Genomic DNA, 16,342 nt, shown 5'->3' with positions numbered 1-16,342 from the left:
CCGCGTCGGGAAGCATCGGTGAACCCACTCTCCGGCTTGACATGTCGGCACGGTTCCGCAGTTACTATAATCATAGTAATGACTTCGAAGGATGTACGAGGCGGGGCCGGCACCGGTTCTTCGCGGACCCGGCAAGGACCGGGTGACGTGAAAGAGGTGTGCGCATGGCACAGGTCGTGATCATCACGTTGGGCACCAGGGGCGATGTGGTGCCGTACGCGTCGTTGGGCGCGGCACTGGCGGCCACCGGCGATCGGGTGCGCATCGCGACCCACCGGTCGCTGCGGGGCCACGTGCTGGACGCCGGGCTCGACTTCGCCGCCCTGCCGGTCGACCTGCCCACCGATGAGCCGTTGACCTCGTCGCGGTTCGCCCGGCTGCTCGCCGCCCGCTGGCTCGACCTCGGCCTGGCGATCGCCGCCGCCGCGCGCGACGCGGATCTGCTGCTGCTCGCCCCGATGGGCTGGCTCGGCTACCACGTCGCCGAGGCCACCGGGGCCGCTTGCATGGGCGCCTTCCTGCAACCCCTCGAACCGACGAGGGCGTTCCCGCCGCCGTTGACGACCACCCGCTCGCTGGGCGGCTGGGGCAATCTGCACGCCGCACGGGCGTTTCGCCTGCTGGGGCAGGTGCCGTTCGCCCGGTCCACTGCCGAGTTCCGACGCCGACTCGGGCTGCCGCCGTCGAGTCCGGCGGCGATGTTCCACCGGATGGACCGCGAATGTCTGCCGGTGCTCTACGGCTTCAGCTCCCACGTGGTGCCGACGCCGTCGGACTGGCCCGCGCACCGGCCGATGACCGGCTACTGGTGGCCGCGTCCCGAGGCCGGGCTCTCCCCGCGGCTGCGCGACTTCCTCGACGCCGGTGAACCACCGGTCTTCCTCGGCTTCGGCAGCCTGGCCGCTCCGGGCGTACGCGACGTCGTCGAGCAGGCCCTCGCCCGGCTCGGCCGGCGGCGGGTCGTCGTGCAGCGCGGTGCCGCCGGCCTGTCCGCGAGCCGCGCCGACGTCCTGGTGGTCGGCGACGAACCGCACGCCGAACTGTTTCCGCGGGTGTCCGTCGTGGTGCACCACGCGGGAGCGGGTACCACAGCGGCCGCACTGCGCGCCGGGGTCCCGGCCGTCACCGTGCCGTTCACCGCGGACCAGCCGTTCTGGGCACACCGGATCGCCGACCTGGGTGCCGGACCGGCGCCGGTACCACGGCACCGGCTTGACGCCGTGCGGCTCGCCGAGGCGATCGAGGCGGCGGACTCCTACCGTACGGGTGCCGCGCGGGTGGCCGGCCGGCTCGCTGCCGAGGACGGGCCGGCCACCGCGGTCGCGCAGATCCGCAGGCTCGGCCGTTCGGTACGGTGAGGCGGAGGACGGGCCGGCCACCGCGGTCACGCAGATCCGCAGGCTGGGCCGCTCGGTACAGTGAGCCGGTGCTCTCCGCCACCGCCGTCCGTGTGACCGATGCGGCTCTGCAGGTGCTCGGCACCGGTGGCCTGCACGCTCTGAGCCACGCGCGCGTCGACGCGACCGCCGGGCTGCCGCCCGGTTCCACGTCCAACTACTTCCGGACCCGGGCCGCGCTCGTGGCGTCGGCGGTGGCCCGGCTGCGCGAGCTCGACGGCGCCGCATGGCAGGCCACCCTCGCCGCCGGTCCGCCGCACCACCCGGCGCAGCTCGCCGACATGTACGCCCGCTTCGTCGACGACGCCACCGGCGCCGCGCGGACTCGTACGATCGCCCGGTATGTGATCTTCGTGCAAGGGGTCGTGCAGCCGGAGCTGCTCGAGTCGCTGAACGCCGATCGGCGGCTGCTCGTCGAGTGGACGGCCGAGGCGCTGCGGTCCTTCGATGTGCCGGAGGCGACGACCGCCGCGGAGACCCTGCTGGCCGCCGTGGAGGGTTTGATCATGCATCGGTTGACCGGGTTCGTGACGTCGCCCGCCGCCCCCGAGGTGCACCGGATGGTCGACATCCTCTGCCGCCGGGGTCACGCGCCGCGGCTCTGACCAGCGCCCATCGCCGCCGAGATGATCCACCTCTGCAAGAGCTGCGATGTGGCGGCGGGAACCCTCCCGGAGAGTCGGCCATACCGTCCTCTGGTCGATCACGAACCGGATCCGTTGTGGCCGGTCAGCGAAATCGGAGGGATTCCCATGCTAGGTAGGAACAGCCTCAAGAAGGCCGCCATCGGCGCGGCCGTCGTCGCGGGCCTCGTCGGTGGGGCCGCCGCTCCGGCCGCGGCGTCGGCAGCCGCCCCGGGGGACGTGCAGATCAGTGCGTGCGGCTTCTGGGTCAACCGGCAGGGCTGGGCGTTCTACACCCACTGCACGGGCAGCGTGTACACGATCGTGGAGGTGAAGGTCGTGACCAGGTCCGGCCCCGGCTCCCTCATCTGTGTCCGGCCCGGCACGGTCGGCCTCGGCCCGAACGCCGTGGTGAGCAACGCCTACTACACGGGTAGGCTTTGCTGATCAGTCGATGTCGCGGGGTGCGTCGTGTGTCGGCGCACCCCGCCCTCGACGGGCGTCACGTTCTCCTCCCGGCGACGTTCTGCACGCGGCGTGCGACGAAGGGCCGGATGGTCTTCCTGCGAAAGCCTGGAAAAGATATCGACTGGTTACGATGTCACGAGGGCCATGCAGGGAGAGCGAATCGTGCAGACGGAGCGAGTTGTCGCCAACAGGTATCGGCTGGAAGAGCAGATCGGCTCCGGCGGCGGCGGAGTCGTGTGGCGGGCCACCGACGAACGCCTCGGCAGGCCGGTCGCGCTGAAACGGGCCCTGTCCGGGGATCGCGACCCGCAGCGGTTCCGGCAGTTGGAACGCGAGGCGAAGCTGCTCGCCCAGTTGAACCACCGGCACGTCGTGACGATTCACGACGTGCTGGACGACGACGGCGAGTGCTGGCTGGTCATGGAGTACGTGCCGGCGCGGAGCATGGCCGAGTTGGACGCCGTCGCACCTCGGCAGGCGGCGAAGCTGGGCGCGCAGATCGCCGATGCGCTGGCGACGGTGCACGCGAAGGGCATCCTGCATCGTGACATCAAGCCCGGCAACGTCCTGATGATCTCCGACGACGAGGTGAAGCTCGCCGACTTCGGCATCTCCCGCGACGGCGCGGGTGACGCGACCGTGACCTGCCCCGGTCTGCTCACCGGGTCACCGGGGTACGTGGCGCCGGAGGTGGCCAACGGTGCCGCGCCGACGGCGGCGTCCGACGTGTTCTCGCTGGCATCCACGCTGTTCGCGGTCGTGGAGGGCGAGTCACCGGTCGGGTCGACCACCGACGACATGCGGCTGCGGCTGCGGCGGGCCGCCAACGGCGCCATCGCCGCGCCGCGCCGCAGCGGCCCGCTCACGCCGGTGCTGGAGCGCATGCTGCGAGTCGACGCCGGACAACGTCCCACCGCAGCCGAGGCGTACGAGATCCTCGCGGAGATCGCCGGTGTGCCGGCGACCCGGCACGCACCCCGCCCGAGGTTCGCCGGGTCCCGCAGGCTTCTCGTGACCGCCGGGGTGCTGGTGACGGTCGCGGCGGCGGCGAGCGGCATCGTGTTCATCGATGAGCCCGGGACACCTGCGGGGCCGGTGCTCGGTGCCGACCCGCGCACCGCCGATCCGTGTTCGCTGATCCGTGACGCGGCTCTGGAGCCGTTCGGCGATCCCAACCTGGTCTCCGACGATTCCGGGTTCAACCAGTGCAACGTCATCGTCAAGAAGGACCGCAAGGAGGCGAACCTGCTGGCGCGGATCGACCGTACTCCCGGCGAGCAGTCGCCCGTGCAGGCAGCGGACAAGGGGCGGTATCGGCTCGTCGACGAACCGGCGGGTGAGGGATCCTGCGGGCGCCGGATGCTGTTACCCGACCGCTACGAGGTCCGGATCGAGGTGACCAGGGCTCACCTGATCGGCGCCGACGCGTGCGCCATGGCCGACGGGGCCGTCCGGAGCGCCGACGCGGTGATCACCATAGGGCCGATTCCGGAGCGCCGACCCGGCAACCCGACGTTACGGCCGGACTCCTTCAGCAGGGCGGACGCCTGCCGGGCCAAGGACTCGCCGTCGTTTCCCGGGCGGCCCGGGATCGACCGGCAGAACCCGGAGGTCGGCTTCGGGCGTTGGAAGTGCACCTGGACCAGCGCCGCCGACGGGATCGTCTACCGGCTGCGTTTCACCCGGGCGCAGCCGTTGGTCAAGTCCGGCGCGACGAAGATGACGATCGACGGCCGGTATTCCGTGATCGGTTATCCCGGAGACGCACCCGGCGACGACACGTGTGAGGTCGAAGCGCACAACTTCACCTACGTGGACGCCTACGGCTATGACAAGGACGAGGTGTTGGAAGCCACCGTCGTCGGCAGGAACCTGTCGCCGGACGAGCGGTGCCTGCTCGCGACCCGGTTGGCGACCGCCTTCTTCCCGCCTCGGTGACGCGGGAACCCTCCCGCGGATCCCGGGCAGGCTCGATGCCAGGAGGCGAACATGCCAGAGGTACGGTCGAACGCGCTCCCGGCGAACCACCACAGCCTCGCCCTGGGAGTTCCGGCCGGCGTGGCACCCGGCATGCTGCACGTGCTGGCGGCGACCGGCGGCACGACCGTCGGATCCAAGGAGGGGCGGACCGTCCTGTTCGGGCGGAGCAGGCCGGATGTGCACGTGTGCGTCGGCGAGGACGACCTGCGCGTCAGCAGGGAACACGGGGCGCTCACCTGTCGCGGTGACCGGTGGTGGATCAGCACACTGGGTCACCTTCCGCTGCGGCTGCCCGACTCTCGCCTGTTGTTCCGGCAGGACGAACCGATTCCGCTGCAGACGGGCTACACCCCGCTGTTCATCCGGGGCTCCCACGACCGACTGCACCTGCTCGAAGTCCACGTGCAACCCAGGGACGTCGACCGGCCGGCGGCCGACCACCACGCACCGACCAGGCCGCCGCGCACGTGGCAGTTGACCGCCGTGGAGAAGCGCGTGATCGTCGTGCTCGCCCAGCGGTACCTGCTGCACGAGCGGCACCCGATTCCGCTGTCCTGGCGTCAGGTCGCGGAACACCTCAACGAGATCCGGCCGACCGACGACTGGAACCACAAGAAGGTCGAGCGCGTGGTCACCGAGGTGCGGACCCGGTTGAGTGGCAACGGTGTCGCCGGCCTGACCCGCAAGGAGGTCGGTGAGCCCATCGGGAACACGCTGAACCACAACCTCATCCGCGAACTGATGGAGAGCACCACCCTCGTACCACCGGACCTGCGCATCCTCGACCACGACGACGGAGACTCCGGGTGATCAGTCGGGGAGTCTGAGACTGGCGGCACCGGCCAGCAGCGACGCGGCCGCCATCACCGCGGCCGGGACCACCGCCGAATTCGCGCCGCCCAGCCCGACCAGCGGCGAGACGGCCGCGCCGAGGGCGAACTGGCCGAACCCGAGAACCGCGCTACCGGTCCCGGCGACCTCGCGCACCTCGGCCATCGCCAACGCGGCCGAGTTGCCCATGATGCCGCCGTTGGCGGTCACCGCCACGAACACGGCCACCGGAAACGTCCAGACCGGCGCCCCGGCCACCGCCAGTGCCAGGAACGACACCGTGGCGCCCACCTGCACGACGATGCACCACCGGACCATCCGCGCCGGATCGATCCGGCGCACCAGACGCCCGGCGACCGCCCCCGCACCGATCAGACCGGCCGCGTTGACACCGAACAGCACGCCATAACCGATCTCGGACAACCCCACCACGTTCTGATACAGAAACGGCGACGCCGCGATATAGGCCATCATCACCGCGAACGAGAACGCGAACACCGTCACCGGCGCCCGATATCCCCGGCTGCCCACCACGGTCCGAACCGCGACGGCCCACGACATGTGCTGCTCGACCGGGGCCCGCGTCTCGGCCACCACGACGACCACCGCGACCAGCAGGGCCACACTCAGCAGCGCGACCGCCCACAGCATCCCGCGCCACCCGACCGGCCCGGCCAGCAGCCCGCCGACGCTCGGCGCGAGCACCGGCGCCACCCCACCGACGGTCAGCATCAGCGTGAACGCCCGCGCCGCGGCCCGCCCGGTGGCCAGATCGGCGATCACCGCCCGCCCGATCACCATGCCACCGGCACCGGCCAGCCCCTGCACCAGACGGGCCGCCACCAGCAGCGGCAACGTCGGCGCCACCGCACACGCCACCCCGGCCACGACACACACCGCGACGCTGACGACCAGCGGCTTGCGGCGCCCGAAGCGGTCCGACAGCGGGCCGGTCACCAGCTGGCCTACGGCCATCCCGATCAAGAACGAGGTCAATGTCAGCTGTACGCCACTCGCGTCCGCGCCGAGCTCGGCGCCGATCGCCGGGAACCCGGGCAGGTAGAGATCGGTGGCCACCGGCGCGACCGCGGCGAGCGCCGCCAGTACCAGAAGTAGCGGCCACCGGATCTCGCGGCCGGTCAGGGGTGTCGTCACCAGCCGAGCCAACCGGCCGGGCCGCCCACGCGGAACGTCTGTTTTCCGCATGCCAGCGATCGGTGCCGGCGATGGCTGCGATGGTTGTCCTACGGCCGACGGTGGTGCCCAATGAGTGCAGACCGGCCGACCCTCAGCGCTGTCATCCCCGCGCGAGGACAGCGCTGACGACCGGCCGGGGTCGTGACCGCGCGCACCTGAAGGAGGAGACGTGACCTGGGACGACGGCAACCCGTATGTGGACCGGCTGACCGAGGGCGTGCACGCCTACATTCAGCCCGACGGCGGCTGGATGGTGAACAACTGCGGCGTGATCGTGGACGGTGCCGGCACGGCGATCCTGGTCGACACGACGTCGACCGAACGCCGCAACCGGGCTGTGCTGGCCGAGGTCGCCAAGGTGAGCACCGGCGCCCCACGAGCGGTGGTCAACACTCATCATCACCCCGATCACACGTACGGCAATGGCTTCTTGCCTGCGGAAACGCTGGTCATCGGGCACGAGAAATGCCGGGACGAGGTGCTCGCCGCCGGTCTTGAGGCGACCAAGGTGATCACCGCCCCCGACTACGGGAATCTGAAGCTGCGCCCGCCGGAGATGACCTTCAACGACCGGATGACGCTGCACCTGGACGGTTTCGGTGTCGAGTTGCGGCACGCCGGCCGGGCGCACACCAGCAACGACGTGCTGGTGTGGCTGCCGGAGCAGAGTGTGCTGTTCGCCGGGGATCTGGCGTTCGCGGGCGGGCAGCCGTTCCTGCTGGAGGGTTCGGTGGCGGGCTTCAAGAAGGCGATCGCCCAGATGCGCGATCTGGCGCCGGCGGTCCTGGTGCCGGGTCACGGCCCGGTGGTACGTGACGAGCAGGTCACTCGCCTACTCGACGACCTGGACGGGTACGTCTCATATGTGGCCGAGGTGGCCGCCGCCTCGCACGCCGCCGGTCTGTCGCCGCTGGAGGCCGCGGTCAAGCACCGCGACAACCCGTACCGGACGTGGGCCGAGACCGAACGGTTCGTCGGCAACCTGCACCGGGCGTACTCGGAACTGTCCGGCAACCCGATCGACACCCGCCTGACCGTCCCGTCGGTGTGGCCGGACATGGTCGCCTTCCACGGCGGCCCGATCGCGTGTCACGCGTGAACGTCCCCCGCCGGGTGGTGACCGGCCACTCCCCCGACGGTGTCTCGATCGTGGTGTCGGACGGCCCGGTGCCGGTGAGCCGCGAACTGCCGGAGGACGGGGTGGCGTTCCACGAGATCTGGAACACCGAGGGCGCCCCGGCCCGGATCGTGGCCGTCGAACCCGACGAGCCCACGGCCCGAACGTTGGCGGTACCCCCTCCCCCGCACGGCACGAAGATCCGCATCAACGAGTTCGCCCCGGGCCACCTGGACGCCCGGGGCCTGCAGTCGCCGGTGCACCGAACCGCGTCGATCGACTACGGGATAGTCCTCGAGGGCGAGATCACCCTGATCCTGGACGACTCCGAGGTGCTGCTGCGAGCAGGCGATGTGGTGGTCCAGCGGGGCACCGACCACGCCTGGGCCAACCGCGGCCCGGTCCCGGCCCGGGTCGTGTTCGTGCTGGTCGACGGCGAGTTCGACGAGTCCCTGGCAGCCACCCTGCCCGGCGGGCTGGCCGGCCTGATGCACGGCGGCCCACAAGACTGACCGCTATCGTCCTCGGATGATCCTTCCCGGTCACGCGGACTCCTTCGCCGACGAGGTGGACGTCGCGGCACTCACCGTCGACGGGTGGCACCTCGCCGATCGGCCCGGATTCTGGGCGGCGCACTGGCAGGAGCAGTTCATCGACGATCCGGATCTGCTGCTGCACACCTGGGGCGTGACCGAGGAGGACGTGACGCACCGATTGGAGGAGCTGTATGCCTCCCCGGTGTGGCCGGTCTTCACGGTCGAGCTGCGCGACGGCGCCGCACTCGCGGTGGTGTTCCGCAACCACGACGACGACGCCGGGGTGGACTACCTGGTGCTGCCGGGCGGCGGCCGACCGGCGATCGAGGTCGCCGGTCTGGACGGGCATCAGCGTGGGCCCGCCTTCACGTGGGCCGAGCTGGCCGGTGTCGCCGCCCGCCAGCCGGACCACATCCGACGGGCCCAGGCCCTGCTGCTGCTCGCGCCCGCGTTCGGCGACGACACGGCCGACACGCCGGAGGCGAGGTCGGCGCTCTCGGGGGCGATGCGGACACTGGGCGCGAGCGGCGACACCTCCGAACTGGCGGCGCTGGCCGTCTCCGACGAGGTCGTCTTCTGGGGTCACGTGCCGTGGGCGGCGGGCGTACCGGACCTGGATTACGCGCCCCGCAATCCGGCCGGCGCGTTCGCTCTGCCGGAGGCGGTGCGGCAGCTGGTCGCCGAACTGTTGGTGCCTTGAACGCAGTCGCGGGCCCGCCGACGCTGAAACTTTCCGCATCGTTGCTCTCGAGCGAGGCGGCCACCGGCGGTGTCCTCCACGCCGACAGTGCCTTCGCACTTGATGACGGTGAAGCGGACCTCGACTGGCCGGGGAGAACGGGGTCCTCCAGACCGATGCTCTCAGGTGACCGGGCAGCCGCCCCTGCCCACCGAAACCCCGACACAGCGGCTTGCGGCGATTGGGCAGAATGTGCGCGTGTCAACGTCGCGGCTCACACGCATGGTTCTGGTCGTTTCAGTGATCGCCGCCTGCGCAGGATGTACGAATGGCTCCACAACCTCCACGAAGCCGGCCGCGTCACCCCGCAGCCAGAACACCCCGTCCCAGGTCCCGTCAGCCGGCACCACGATCAGCGCGGTACCGACGCGCCTGAAGCTACCCACGGCAGTCGCGGGAGAACTGTCCCGAACAGTGTGGGCTCACAAAGACGGTCACCCCGACAACGTGACCACCATAAGTGGTCTTGCCCGTGCCGGACGGGAATACCGGGTGCATGCAGCCTGCCTGTCGACAACCCCGGGCAAGGTGCTGTCGGTCGAGGTCCGCAGCGGTAAACCCGGTGCCTCCGACCAGGTGCTAGCCGCCGCTGACGTCCCGTGCGACGGCACCGTGGCCGTCGATTCCCTGAGTAACCTGCCAGCCGAGCCCCTCATCATCGACCTACAAGGCGGCCAGGCCGACGTGTCCTCGGCCTACGCCCTCGTCGCGCCGACTCCAGCGCTATCCCAGCGTTAGCAGCATGTTCGGCTGTCTGGGGAGGCCCCCTGACAAGTATTCAGAAGAGCGTCTCGATGCCCGATTCGGCCGAGTGGAGGCGCGGGGACGGGACGGTGGACAGGAGGGGTGATGAGCGATCCAACACGGCGTCGAGTTCGACGGCCGACGCCGGGGCCAGGCGGTAGATTCCCTGCACACTGATGGCGCTCGTGAGCAAGCCGTCCGCACTGACATGTTTGATCGGCCGTGGACCTCGGCGCGGCATGTAGGTGAGTGTCTTCAGCATCTCACCGGGGACGGCTCGTTTGCCGTACACGATGGTGCCCTCCTCGCCGAGCACGACCTCGTCCGTGCAGGTCGCCGCCAAGAAACGCCACGGACGAAATCGGTCGTAGTATTCCTTCAGCCGAGCACCATCGGCTTCCACGATCTCGCGCACGCGCATGCGCCCGAAGACGAATAGCACCTGGCGATGCACGCCGATGGGGTAGAGCAGGTCACCTGGACCGACCTTCGCACGTCGGAAACTCGGCTCGGACAAATGCGGTCCACCGAACATCACTTCAAGCGGCCGGTGCATACCCAGCGCGCGCTGCCAGCGGTCCTGGGGCCAGAAGACCGTATACGCCTCGCTCACGAACGCAACGTAGCAAGCACCACCGACAAGATCGGAGGCTCTCTCCGGGCCGGCGTCGGTAGACGGCTCCTGGCAGACGATCCAACGTCGCCGCAACGCGGTGCCATGAGCGGGCGCGGCTACGATCCGCGCTGTGCGACTCCCCGACGTCATCCCGATCAAGTACAAGCCCGGCTACCGTACCGGTCGCATCGGACGGCATGCGGGCGGACAGTTCTTCGCTGACATCACCGGCGCCTACCAGGAAGGCGTCAGGCGAGGTCGCGACTGGCGCAACCAGCAGCGGATCTACGCGGTGCTCCATCTCTTCGGTGACGACGGGCACCACACCGGCTCGAACCTGCGGTTCACCGGCGTCAGGGGCGACAGCCCGGCAGCCGTCGAGGCCGCCGAACAGGTCTTGTCGGAATGGCTGGCCGGCCTCGACCCGGTCACGAACTGCGATATCGCCATCCGACCGTTCCGGGTCGACTTCGACGACATCGTTTTCGGCCTCATCGACGAGACCAGCGACGATCCAGATCAGGGCCACGGCGGACCACGGGCCGAGCTCTACCCACAAAGACTCGGGTTCCGCGAGCCATGGAACGGCGAATACGACACTTAGGACGCCGGGATGGTCGCCGCAGCTTCGCAATATTCTCAAAATAGACCGATTCGCACGCCGTCGGCGTTAGGAATGGGTTTCCGGCCCGCCTCAAGATCGAGGCGGGCCGGCTCGCGGGAACGGTCAGGTGGATCTCGAACCGACTCTCCGCGTCGGTCAGGGGTGGACCAGGACCTTGAGGCTTTCGCGGGCGGCCATCTGGCGGTAGCCGGTGGGGACGCCGGTCAGGTCGGTGGTCGCATCGAAGACCTTTCCGGGGTCGACGGTGCCGTTCAGGACGTCGGGGAGCAGTTCGGCGATGTACGGGCGGGTCGGTGCGGCGCCGCCGGTCAGCCGGATGTTGCGGAAGAACAGGCTGCCGATGCCGACGGGCGCGTCCTCGTACTGGGGGACGCCGACCCGGCTGATCGTGCCGCCGTTGCGGACGGCGCCGACGGCCTGGTCGTAGGCGGGGCGGGTGCCGACCGCCTCGATGACGACCGTGGTGCCCTGACCGGCGGTGAGTTCGCGGACCGCGGTGATGCCGGCGTCGCCGCGTTCGGCGACCACGTCGGTGGCTCCGAACTCGCGGCCCAGGTCGGTGCGGGCCTTGTGGCGGCCCATCAGCACGATCTGCTCGGCGCCGAGTCGTTTCGCGGCCAGCACGGCCAGCAGGCCTACGGCGCCGTCGCCGATCACCGTGACCGACGAACCGGCGGTCACCCCGCCGCGGACGGCCGCGTGGTGGCCGGTGCCGAACACGTCGGAGAGGGTGAGCAGCGACGGGATCAACGCGGAGTCGGCGGCCACCGGCAGTTTGACCAGGGTGCCGTCGGCGTGTGGGACACGGATGGCCTCGGCCTGGGCGCCGTCGGCGTCGCCGTAGCCCCAGATGCCGCCGTGGGTGCAGGAGGTGGTCAGACCCTCGCGGCAGTATTCGCAGGTGCCGTCGCTGAACACCCACGGCGCCACGACCAGGTCGCCTGCGCGGACGGTGGTCACGTCGGTGCCGGTCTCCTCGACCACGCCGATGAACTCGTGGCCCATCCGGGTCGGGACGCCGTCGGCCGGTTTCGTGTCGAACGGCCACAGGTCGGAGCCGCAGATGCAGGCGGCGGTGATACGGACGACGGCGTCGGTGGGGTGTACGAGCCGTGGGTCGGGAACCTCTTCGACTCGGATGTCGCCGGCGCCGTACAGCAGGGTTGCTCGCATTTTCGGTGTTGCTCCTCGAACGTGGGGTCTCGTGGCACCCATGCAAGACCCGCGGTGCGGGGTGTTCCAGGCTCGGCTCATCGGGGAGAAACGCCACCCCCTTGACGGTCGGGCGGCGACGTACCGTGGTCGGCGTGAACAACCGCATCGCCGTCCGCGAGTTCCTGATCAGCCGCCGGGCCCGCATCACGCCTGCTCAGGCGGGGTTGCCCGGGGGCGCCCGGCGTCGGGTGCCGGGGCTGCGGCGCGAGGAGGTGGCGGTGCTCGCCGGGGTCAGTACGGAGTGGTACACCCGGTTGGAGAAGGGCCACATCCGTGACGTGTCGTATGACGTGTTGGAGGCGGTGGCGCGGGCGTTGCGGCTGGATGACGAGGAGCGGATCTACCTGTTCGACATGGCTCGGGTCGCCCGGGCCGAGACGCCGGGCGGTTCGGCGCGGGAGTGCCCGGCCACCGCGGCGAGGGTCGAGCTGCCGCCGACCGTGCAGTGGTTGCTCGACAGCATGACGTTGTCCAGCGCCATGGTGACCAGCAAGAAGCTGGACGTGCTGGCGATCAATCCGCTGGGCCGGGCGTTGTATGCGCCGCTGTTCGACAGCGCGGAGCAGCCCAACCTGGCGCGTTTTCACTTCCTCGTCCCCGCGGCGCGGGAGTTCCACGGCAACTGGGAGGCGACGGCCGACGTGCTGGTCGGTCTGCTGCGCACCGAGGTCGGCCGGGCCCACTGCGATCAGGCCCTGCACGATCTGGTGGGTGAGTTGTCCGAGGTCAGTGGCGAGTTCCGGGCCCGCTGGCAGGCCCACAACATCGTGATCAACTACCGGGGTACGAAGGTGTTCCGGCATCCGTTCGCCGGGCCGCTGACCTTGGCGTACCACTCGATGAACCTGCCGATCGCGGTGCAGGACGGCCCGATGCTGAGCGTCTGCACCGCCGAGCCGGGGTCGGCGGACGAGGAGCGTCTGCGGATGTTGGCCAGTTGGGTGGCGCCCTCGTCGGCGGGTCGGCCCCGGTAGGGCGCTGCGCCCCGCCCGCCGATATGCCGATGGCGATCATGAACGGCTTCGATGCAAGGTCATCCGGGTGAACGACACGGCAGTCCGAGCCACCGATGACTGGTTCCAGCGTCAGGGATTTCCCACATTCATCGAAACAGACCGTCCTGATTTTGCGCCGCTCCGCCCGGCTCTGACGGTGCTCGTCATCATCAACGCCGCCATGCTGGGCCTGGTGTCTCTGACGTCACTCAGTTCGACAGTGGTGCTGGCCGACGCTGACAGCCCGTTCTCAGTGCTCTTTCCCTTCGCCATCCTTGTCGACCTCGCCACCGTCGTCGTTGCCGCTGCAGGTCTGGCGGCCCCGACACACGCGTTTCTGAGTCGGCACGTCCAGTTCGGGCGGCTGCGAACGTGGCGGGCCGCGCTTTGGATCATCGGATGCCTACTCGCGCCGGCCGTCGCTTTGGCCGTCCTCAGCGACTCCGTCGGTGTCGAAGGGCTCGGCAGTCTCGCTATGCCGTACGACGAACTGGAACGCGAATACGGGTGGCCGTACTGCATCGGCGGCCAACCGTTGAGCTATTGCGACGAGTATGGATATTCCTACCTGTATTCGTACGACCCCGGTTATCTACCGGAATTCATCGCCTTGGCGACCGTCCGGATCGCGAAATGGTTTCTCGTGATCCTGGCGGTGTCCTGGCTCACTGCGAAGTTCGGTGTCCTGCGCCTGATATGGCATTCCCTGAAGGCGACGTTCGACCACCGTCGCGCCCTCACCACCGTCCAGGCCCAGGTCATCCCGGTCGCGTTCATCGCCGTCCTGTTCATCTTCTTCTCCGCGGAGACGTGGCAGATGACGAACCAGCTCACCTGGACGCGCGTCTTCATCGCACTGGTCATCATCTGGTTCGTTGCACTACTACCGACCGCAGTGGTCCTGCGCCGCCAGTCGAGTCAGTTGCGCGGACGGCGCATCGACGCGGGCCGCCTCTGCGGAACTCCCGCGGAGGACTTCATCGACGACGAGGGCGTGGGGGCGCCGGACCACACTCGCACCCCGATCCAGAAATGGAATCTGTGGCTTGCGGCCGGGCTGCGTCAATCGGGCCTCACCATCGCGGTCGGCCTGGCCGTTTTCACGTGCCTCGAGGTTCTCGGCATCGTGCTGGTCGATCGGGCTACCGCTCAGCAATGGATCGGCCCGGACGTGGTGGTCCAGCAACTCGCGTCGTCCGAACTCCCGTTCCTACCCGACGATGACATCCGTTCAGGCGTCGGTGGCCGAATTCACGATCTGTGGGGGCTCATCGCGCAGTCACCGGCGGCGATGACCCGTACAGCGGTGCTCCTCGGCGGTTTTGCGGCCGCTTCCGTCACCGTCAGTCTACTGAGTAGCGCTGAGCACCGAGATGAGTACCTCGGTCCGACTCTGGCGAACATCGACACGCTGCTCACTGTCCGGATCTTCTACTGCAACCGCCTGTTGCTCCATCACCGCGATCTTGATACCTCCGAGGAGTCCGGCTGACGGCTGGTGGCGGTTATTCGACCAGGCCGGCGCGGAACGCGGTGATGGCCAACTGGACGCGGTTGGTGGCGGCGAGCTTCTCGAACAGCCGGGTGACGTGGCTTTTCACGGTCGCCTCGCTCATGTGCAGGGTGCGGGCGATCTCGGCGTTGGTGAGGCCGGCGCCGATCTCGACGAGCACCTCCCGTTCGCGTTCGGTCAGTGGTTCGAGGCGTTGGAGGGCTTCGGCTCGGGGGCGGGACCGGTCTTCGGCGGTGAAGCGTTGGATCACCCGGCGGGTCACGCTCGGTGAGAGCATGGCGTCGCCGGCGGCGGCGAGGCGTACCGCTCGGAGAAGATCTGCCGGTGGGGTGTCTTTGAGGAGGAAGCCGGTGGCGCCGACTTCGAGGGCGCGGAACACGTCGTGGTCGGTGTTGAACGTGGTCAGCACGATCACCGACGGTGGCTGCGGCCGGGTCCGGATCGTCGCGGTGGCGTCGAGGCCGTCGAGGTGCGGCATGCGGATGTCCATCAGGACGACGTCGGGGCGGTGCCGGTCGACGGCGGCGACCGCCGCGTGACCGTCGCCTGCCTCGGCGACGACGAGCAGGTCGTCGGCGGTCTCCAGGATCATCCGCAGGCCGGCCCGGATCAGCGCCTCGTCGTCGGCGAGCAGTACTGAGATCACGTCGCCTCCGGTCGGGGATCCAGCCAGGGTACGACGGCGGACAACTGCCAGCCCGCACCGGCTGTCGGGCCGCTGCGCAACGAGCCGCCGACCAGCCGGATCCGTTCGGCGAGGCCGACCAGTCCGGCGCCGGAGCCGGGCAGGTCCATCGCCGTGTTTCCGGTCCTGTTGTGGACGGCCACGGCCACGCTGCCGTCGTCGGTGCGGCCGACCGACACGGTGGTCAACGCCGCGGGGGCGTGTTTGTGGGCGTTGGTCAGGCCCTCCTGGACCACGCGGTAGACGACCCGGGCGGTGGCCGCGGGCAGGTCGCCGGCGTCGTCGTGCAGCTCGACCGGGTGTCCGGCCCGGGTGGACGCGGCGACGAGGGCGGTCAGGTCGGCGAACTGTTCGGTGGTGTCGTCGGTACGCAGTACGCCGAGCACCTCACGCAGTTCGACGAGGGCCTCCCGGGCGGTGGTGCGGATCAGTACCGTACCGTCGCGCAGTTTCGGGTCGTCGGTGGCCCGTAGTTCGAGGGCACCGGCGTAGAGGGCGATCAGGGACATCTTGTGGGCCAGGACGTCGTGCATCTCCCGGGCGATGCGGGTGCGTTCGGCGGCGCGGGCCTGTTCGTCGGCGGCCCGGGCCTGCTCCTGCAGCGAGGCCAGCAGTGCGTCGCGGGTGGCCTGGTTGATCCCGGCCAGGACGATCAGGGCGATACCCAGCGGTGGGAAGACGATGTTGTCGATGGTCAGCTGCCCGGAGTCGAACCAGGACCACGTGACGAAACCGACCCAGCCGGCGATCCCGCACAGCCAGGCGTTCAGGCGGGGCGCGTACCGGGCGCCGCTGTAGACGCCGATGAACAGCGGTCCGGGGTTGCCGGCCAGCGCGAACGCGACCGCCCCGGCCACCGCGCTGAGCATCGGCCGTCGGCGGCGGGGCCACATCGCCGCACTGCCCAGCAGGCCGGCGGCTGCCACGACCGGCCACGGCAGTGGTGACCAGGGTGTCTTGATCGCCAGCAGGGTCAGCACGAGACAGGTCAGCACCAGCGCGCCGTCGATCAGGGTGCGCCGCGGGATCTGCATGAAGGCAGCGTAGGCAACGCGGCCCCG

At 69.7% G+C, this 16,342-nt stretch carries 17 protein-coding genes; 12 read left to right on the top strand and 5 right to left on the bottom strand.

Annotated features, from left to right (window positions below):
• Positions 1 to 164 precede the first annotated feature (164 nt).
• The 5 genes from Q0Z83_RS13340 (at position 165) to Q0Z83_RS13320 (ending at position 5,278) form a co-directional block, all read left to right on the top strand.
• Positions 165 to 1,358, top strand: a complete 1,194-nt coding sequence (locus Q0Z83_RS13340; protein ID WP_317794206.1) for a glycosyltransferase — start codon at positions 165 to 167, stop codon at positions 1,356 to 1,358.
• 68 nt (positions 1,359 to 1,426) lie between these two features.
• Positions 1,427 to 2,002 carry a TetR/AcrR family transcriptional regulator gene (locus Q0Z83_RS13335; RefSeq protein ID WP_317794205.1) on the top strand — a complete coding sequence of 192 codons (576 nt, stop codon included), beginning with the start codon at positions 1,427 to 1,429 and terminating at the stop codon, positions 2,000 to 2,002.
• Between the two features lie 147 nt (positions 2,003 to 2,149).
• Complete coding sequence (locus Q0Z83_RS13330; RefSeq protein ID WP_317794204.1) at positions 2,150 to 2,467, top strand: DUF6355 family natural product biosynthesis protein; 318 nt, start codon at positions 2,150 to 2,152, stop codon at positions 2,465 to 2,467.
• 183 nt (positions 2,468 to 2,650) lie between these two features.
• Positions 2,651 to 4,426 carry a serine/threonine-protein kinase gene (locus tag Q0Z83_RS13325; RefSeq protein WP_317794203.1) on the top strand — a complete coding sequence of 592 codons (1,776 nt, stop codon included), beginning with the start codon at positions 2,651 to 2,653 and terminating at the stop codon, positions 4,424 to 4,426.
• A gap of 51 nt (positions 4,427 to 4,477) precedes the next feature.
• Positions 4,478 to 5,278, top strand: coding sequence for an FHA domain-containing protein (locus Q0Z83_RS13320; protein WP_317794202.1), 801 nt, complete (start codon positions 4,478 to 4,480; stop codon positions 5,276 to 5,278).
• On the opposite strand, the gene Q0Z83_RS13315 is transcribed toward Q0Z83_RS13320, so the two are convergent.
• Positions 5,279 to 6,454, bottom strand: a complete 1,176-nt coding sequence (locus Q0Z83_RS13315; RefSeq protein ID WP_317794201.1) for a Bcr/CflA family efflux MFS transporter — start codon at positions 6,452 to 6,454, stop codon at positions 5,279 to 5,281.
• 211 nt (positions 6,455 to 6,665) lie between these two features.
• On the opposite strand from Q0Z83_RS13315, the gene Q0Z83_RS13310 reads away from it, so the two are divergent.
• The 4 genes from Q0Z83_RS13310 (at position 6,666) to Q0Z83_RS13295 (ending at position 9,626) form a co-directional block, all read left to right on the top strand.
• Complete coding sequence (locus tag Q0Z83_RS13310) at positions 6,666 to 7,595, top strand: MBL fold metallo-hydrolase (protein ID WP_317794200.1); 930 nt, start codon at positions 6,666 to 6,668, stop codon at positions 7,593 to 7,595.
• A complete protein-coding gene (locus tag Q0Z83_RS13305; protein WP_317794199.1) occupies positions 7,592 to 8,125 on the top strand; it encodes a cupin domain-containing protein in 534 nt (177 codons plus the stop codon). Before Q0Z83_RS13310 ends, Q0Z83_RS13305 begins: the two co-directional genes overlap by 4 nt.
• 16 nt (positions 8,126 to 8,141) lie before the next feature.
• A complete protein-coding gene (locus tag Q0Z83_RS13300; protein WP_317794198.1) occupies positions 8,142 to 8,849 on the top strand; it encodes a hypothetical protein in 708 nt (235 codons plus the stop codon).
• Between the two features lie 486 nt (positions 8,850 to 9,335).
• Entirely contained in the window at positions 9,336 to 9,626 is a 291-nt protein-coding gene (locus Q0Z83_RS13295; protein WP_317794197.1) for a hypothetical protein, read from the top strand.
• 40 nt (positions 9,627 to 9,666) lie between these two features.
• Here the strand turns inward: Q0Z83_RS13295 and Q0Z83_RS13290 are convergent, their stop codons facing one another.
• Positions 9,667 to 10,245 (bottom strand): hypothetical protein, encoded by a 579-nt coding sequence (locus Q0Z83_RS13290; RefSeq protein ID WP_317794196.1) that lies wholly within the window; start codon positions 10,243 to 10,245, stop codon positions 9,667 to 9,669.
• Between the two features lie 133 nt (positions 10,246 to 10,378).
• On the opposite strand from Q0Z83_RS13290, the gene Q0Z83_RS13285 reads away from it, so the two are divergent.
• Positions 10,379 to 10,852, top strand: a complete 474-nt coding sequence (locus Q0Z83_RS13285; RefSeq protein ID WP_317794195.1) for a hypothetical protein — start codon at positions 10,379 to 10,381, stop codon at positions 10,850 to 10,852.
• A gap of 156 nt (positions 10,853 to 11,008) precedes the next feature.
• Here Q0Z83_RS13285 and Q0Z83_RS13280 read toward each other — a convergent pair whose 3' ends face one another.
• Positions 11,009 to 12,046 carry an alcohol dehydrogenase catalytic domain-containing protein gene (locus Q0Z83_RS13280; RefSeq protein ID WP_317794194.1) on the bottom strand — a complete coding sequence of 346 codons (1,038 nt, stop codon included), beginning with the start codon at positions 12,044 to 12,046 and terminating at the stop codon, positions 11,009 to 11,011.
• A 134-nt stretch (positions 12,047 to 12,180) separates the two neighbouring features.
• Here Q0Z83_RS13280 and Q0Z83_RS13275 point away from each other — a divergent pair, with 134 nt between their 5' ends.
• Positions 12,181 to 13,062 carry a helix-turn-helix domain-containing protein gene (locus Q0Z83_RS13275; protein ID WP_317794193.1) on the top strand — a complete coding sequence of 294 codons (882 nt, stop codon included), beginning with the start codon at positions 12,181 to 12,183 and terminating at the stop codon, positions 13,060 to 13,062.
• A 67-nt stretch (positions 13,063 to 13,129) separates the two neighbouring features.
• Positions 13,130 to 14,575 carry a hypothetical protein gene (locus Q0Z83_RS13270; protein ID WP_317794192.1) on the top strand — a complete coding sequence of 482 codons (1,446 nt, stop codon included), beginning with the start codon at positions 13,130 to 13,132 and terminating at the stop codon, positions 14,573 to 14,575.
• A 13-nt stretch (positions 14,576 to 14,588) separates the two neighbouring features.
• On the opposite strand, the gene Q0Z83_RS13265 is transcribed toward Q0Z83_RS13270, so the two are convergent.
• On the bottom strand, positions 14,589 to 15,242 hold the full coding sequence (locus tag Q0Z83_RS13265; RefSeq protein ID WP_317794191.1) for a response regulator: 654 nt from the start codon (positions 15,240 to 15,242) through the stop codon (positions 14,589 to 14,591).
• On the bottom strand, positions 15,239 to 16,315 hold the full coding sequence (locus Q0Z83_RS13260) for a sensor histidine kinase (RefSeq protein WP_317794190.1): 1,077 nt from the start codon (positions 16,313 to 16,315) through the stop codon (positions 15,239 to 15,241). The genes Q0Z83_RS13265 and Q0Z83_RS13260 overlap by 4 nt, the downstream gene beginning before the upstream one ends.
• Positions 16,316 to 16,342: the final 27 nt, after the last annotated feature.

Source organism: Actinoplanes sichuanensis (assembly GCF_033097365.1).
GTDB lineage: Bacteria > Actinomycetota > Actinomycetes > Mycobacteriales > Micromonosporaceae > Actinoplanes > Actinoplanes sichuanensis.
This window is presented reverse-complemented; position numbering and strand designations above follow the sequence as displayed.

What these genes read in the sequence shown, in the direction of transcription:
- Q0Z83_RS13340 (WP_317794206.1), top strand. Translation starts at nt 165, where the DNA reads ATGGCACAGGTCGTGATCATCACGTTGGGCACCAGGGGCGATGTGGTG.
- Q0Z83_RS13300 (WP_317794198.1), top strand. Translation starts at nt 8,142, where the DNA reads ATGATCCTTCCCGGTCACGCGGACTCCTTCGCCGACGAGGTGGACGTC.
- Q0Z83_RS13330 (WP_317794204.1), top strand. Translation starts at nt 2,150, where the DNA reads ATGCTAGGTAGGAACAGCCTCAAGAAGGCCGCCATCGGCGCGGCCGTC.
- Q0Z83_RS13280 (WP_317794194.1), bottom strand. Translation starts at nt 12,046, where the DNA reads ATGCGAGCAACCCTGCTGTACGGCGCCGGCGACATCCGAGTCGAAGAG.
- Q0Z83_RS13320 (WP_317794202.1), top strand. Translation starts at nt 4,478, where the DNA reads ATGCCAGAGGTACGGTCGAACGCGCTCCCGGCGAACCACCACAGCCTC.
- Q0Z83_RS13260 (WP_317794190.1), bottom strand. Translation starts at nt 16,315, where the DNA reads ATGCAGATCCCGCGGCGCACCCTGATCGACGGCGCGCTGGTGCTGACC.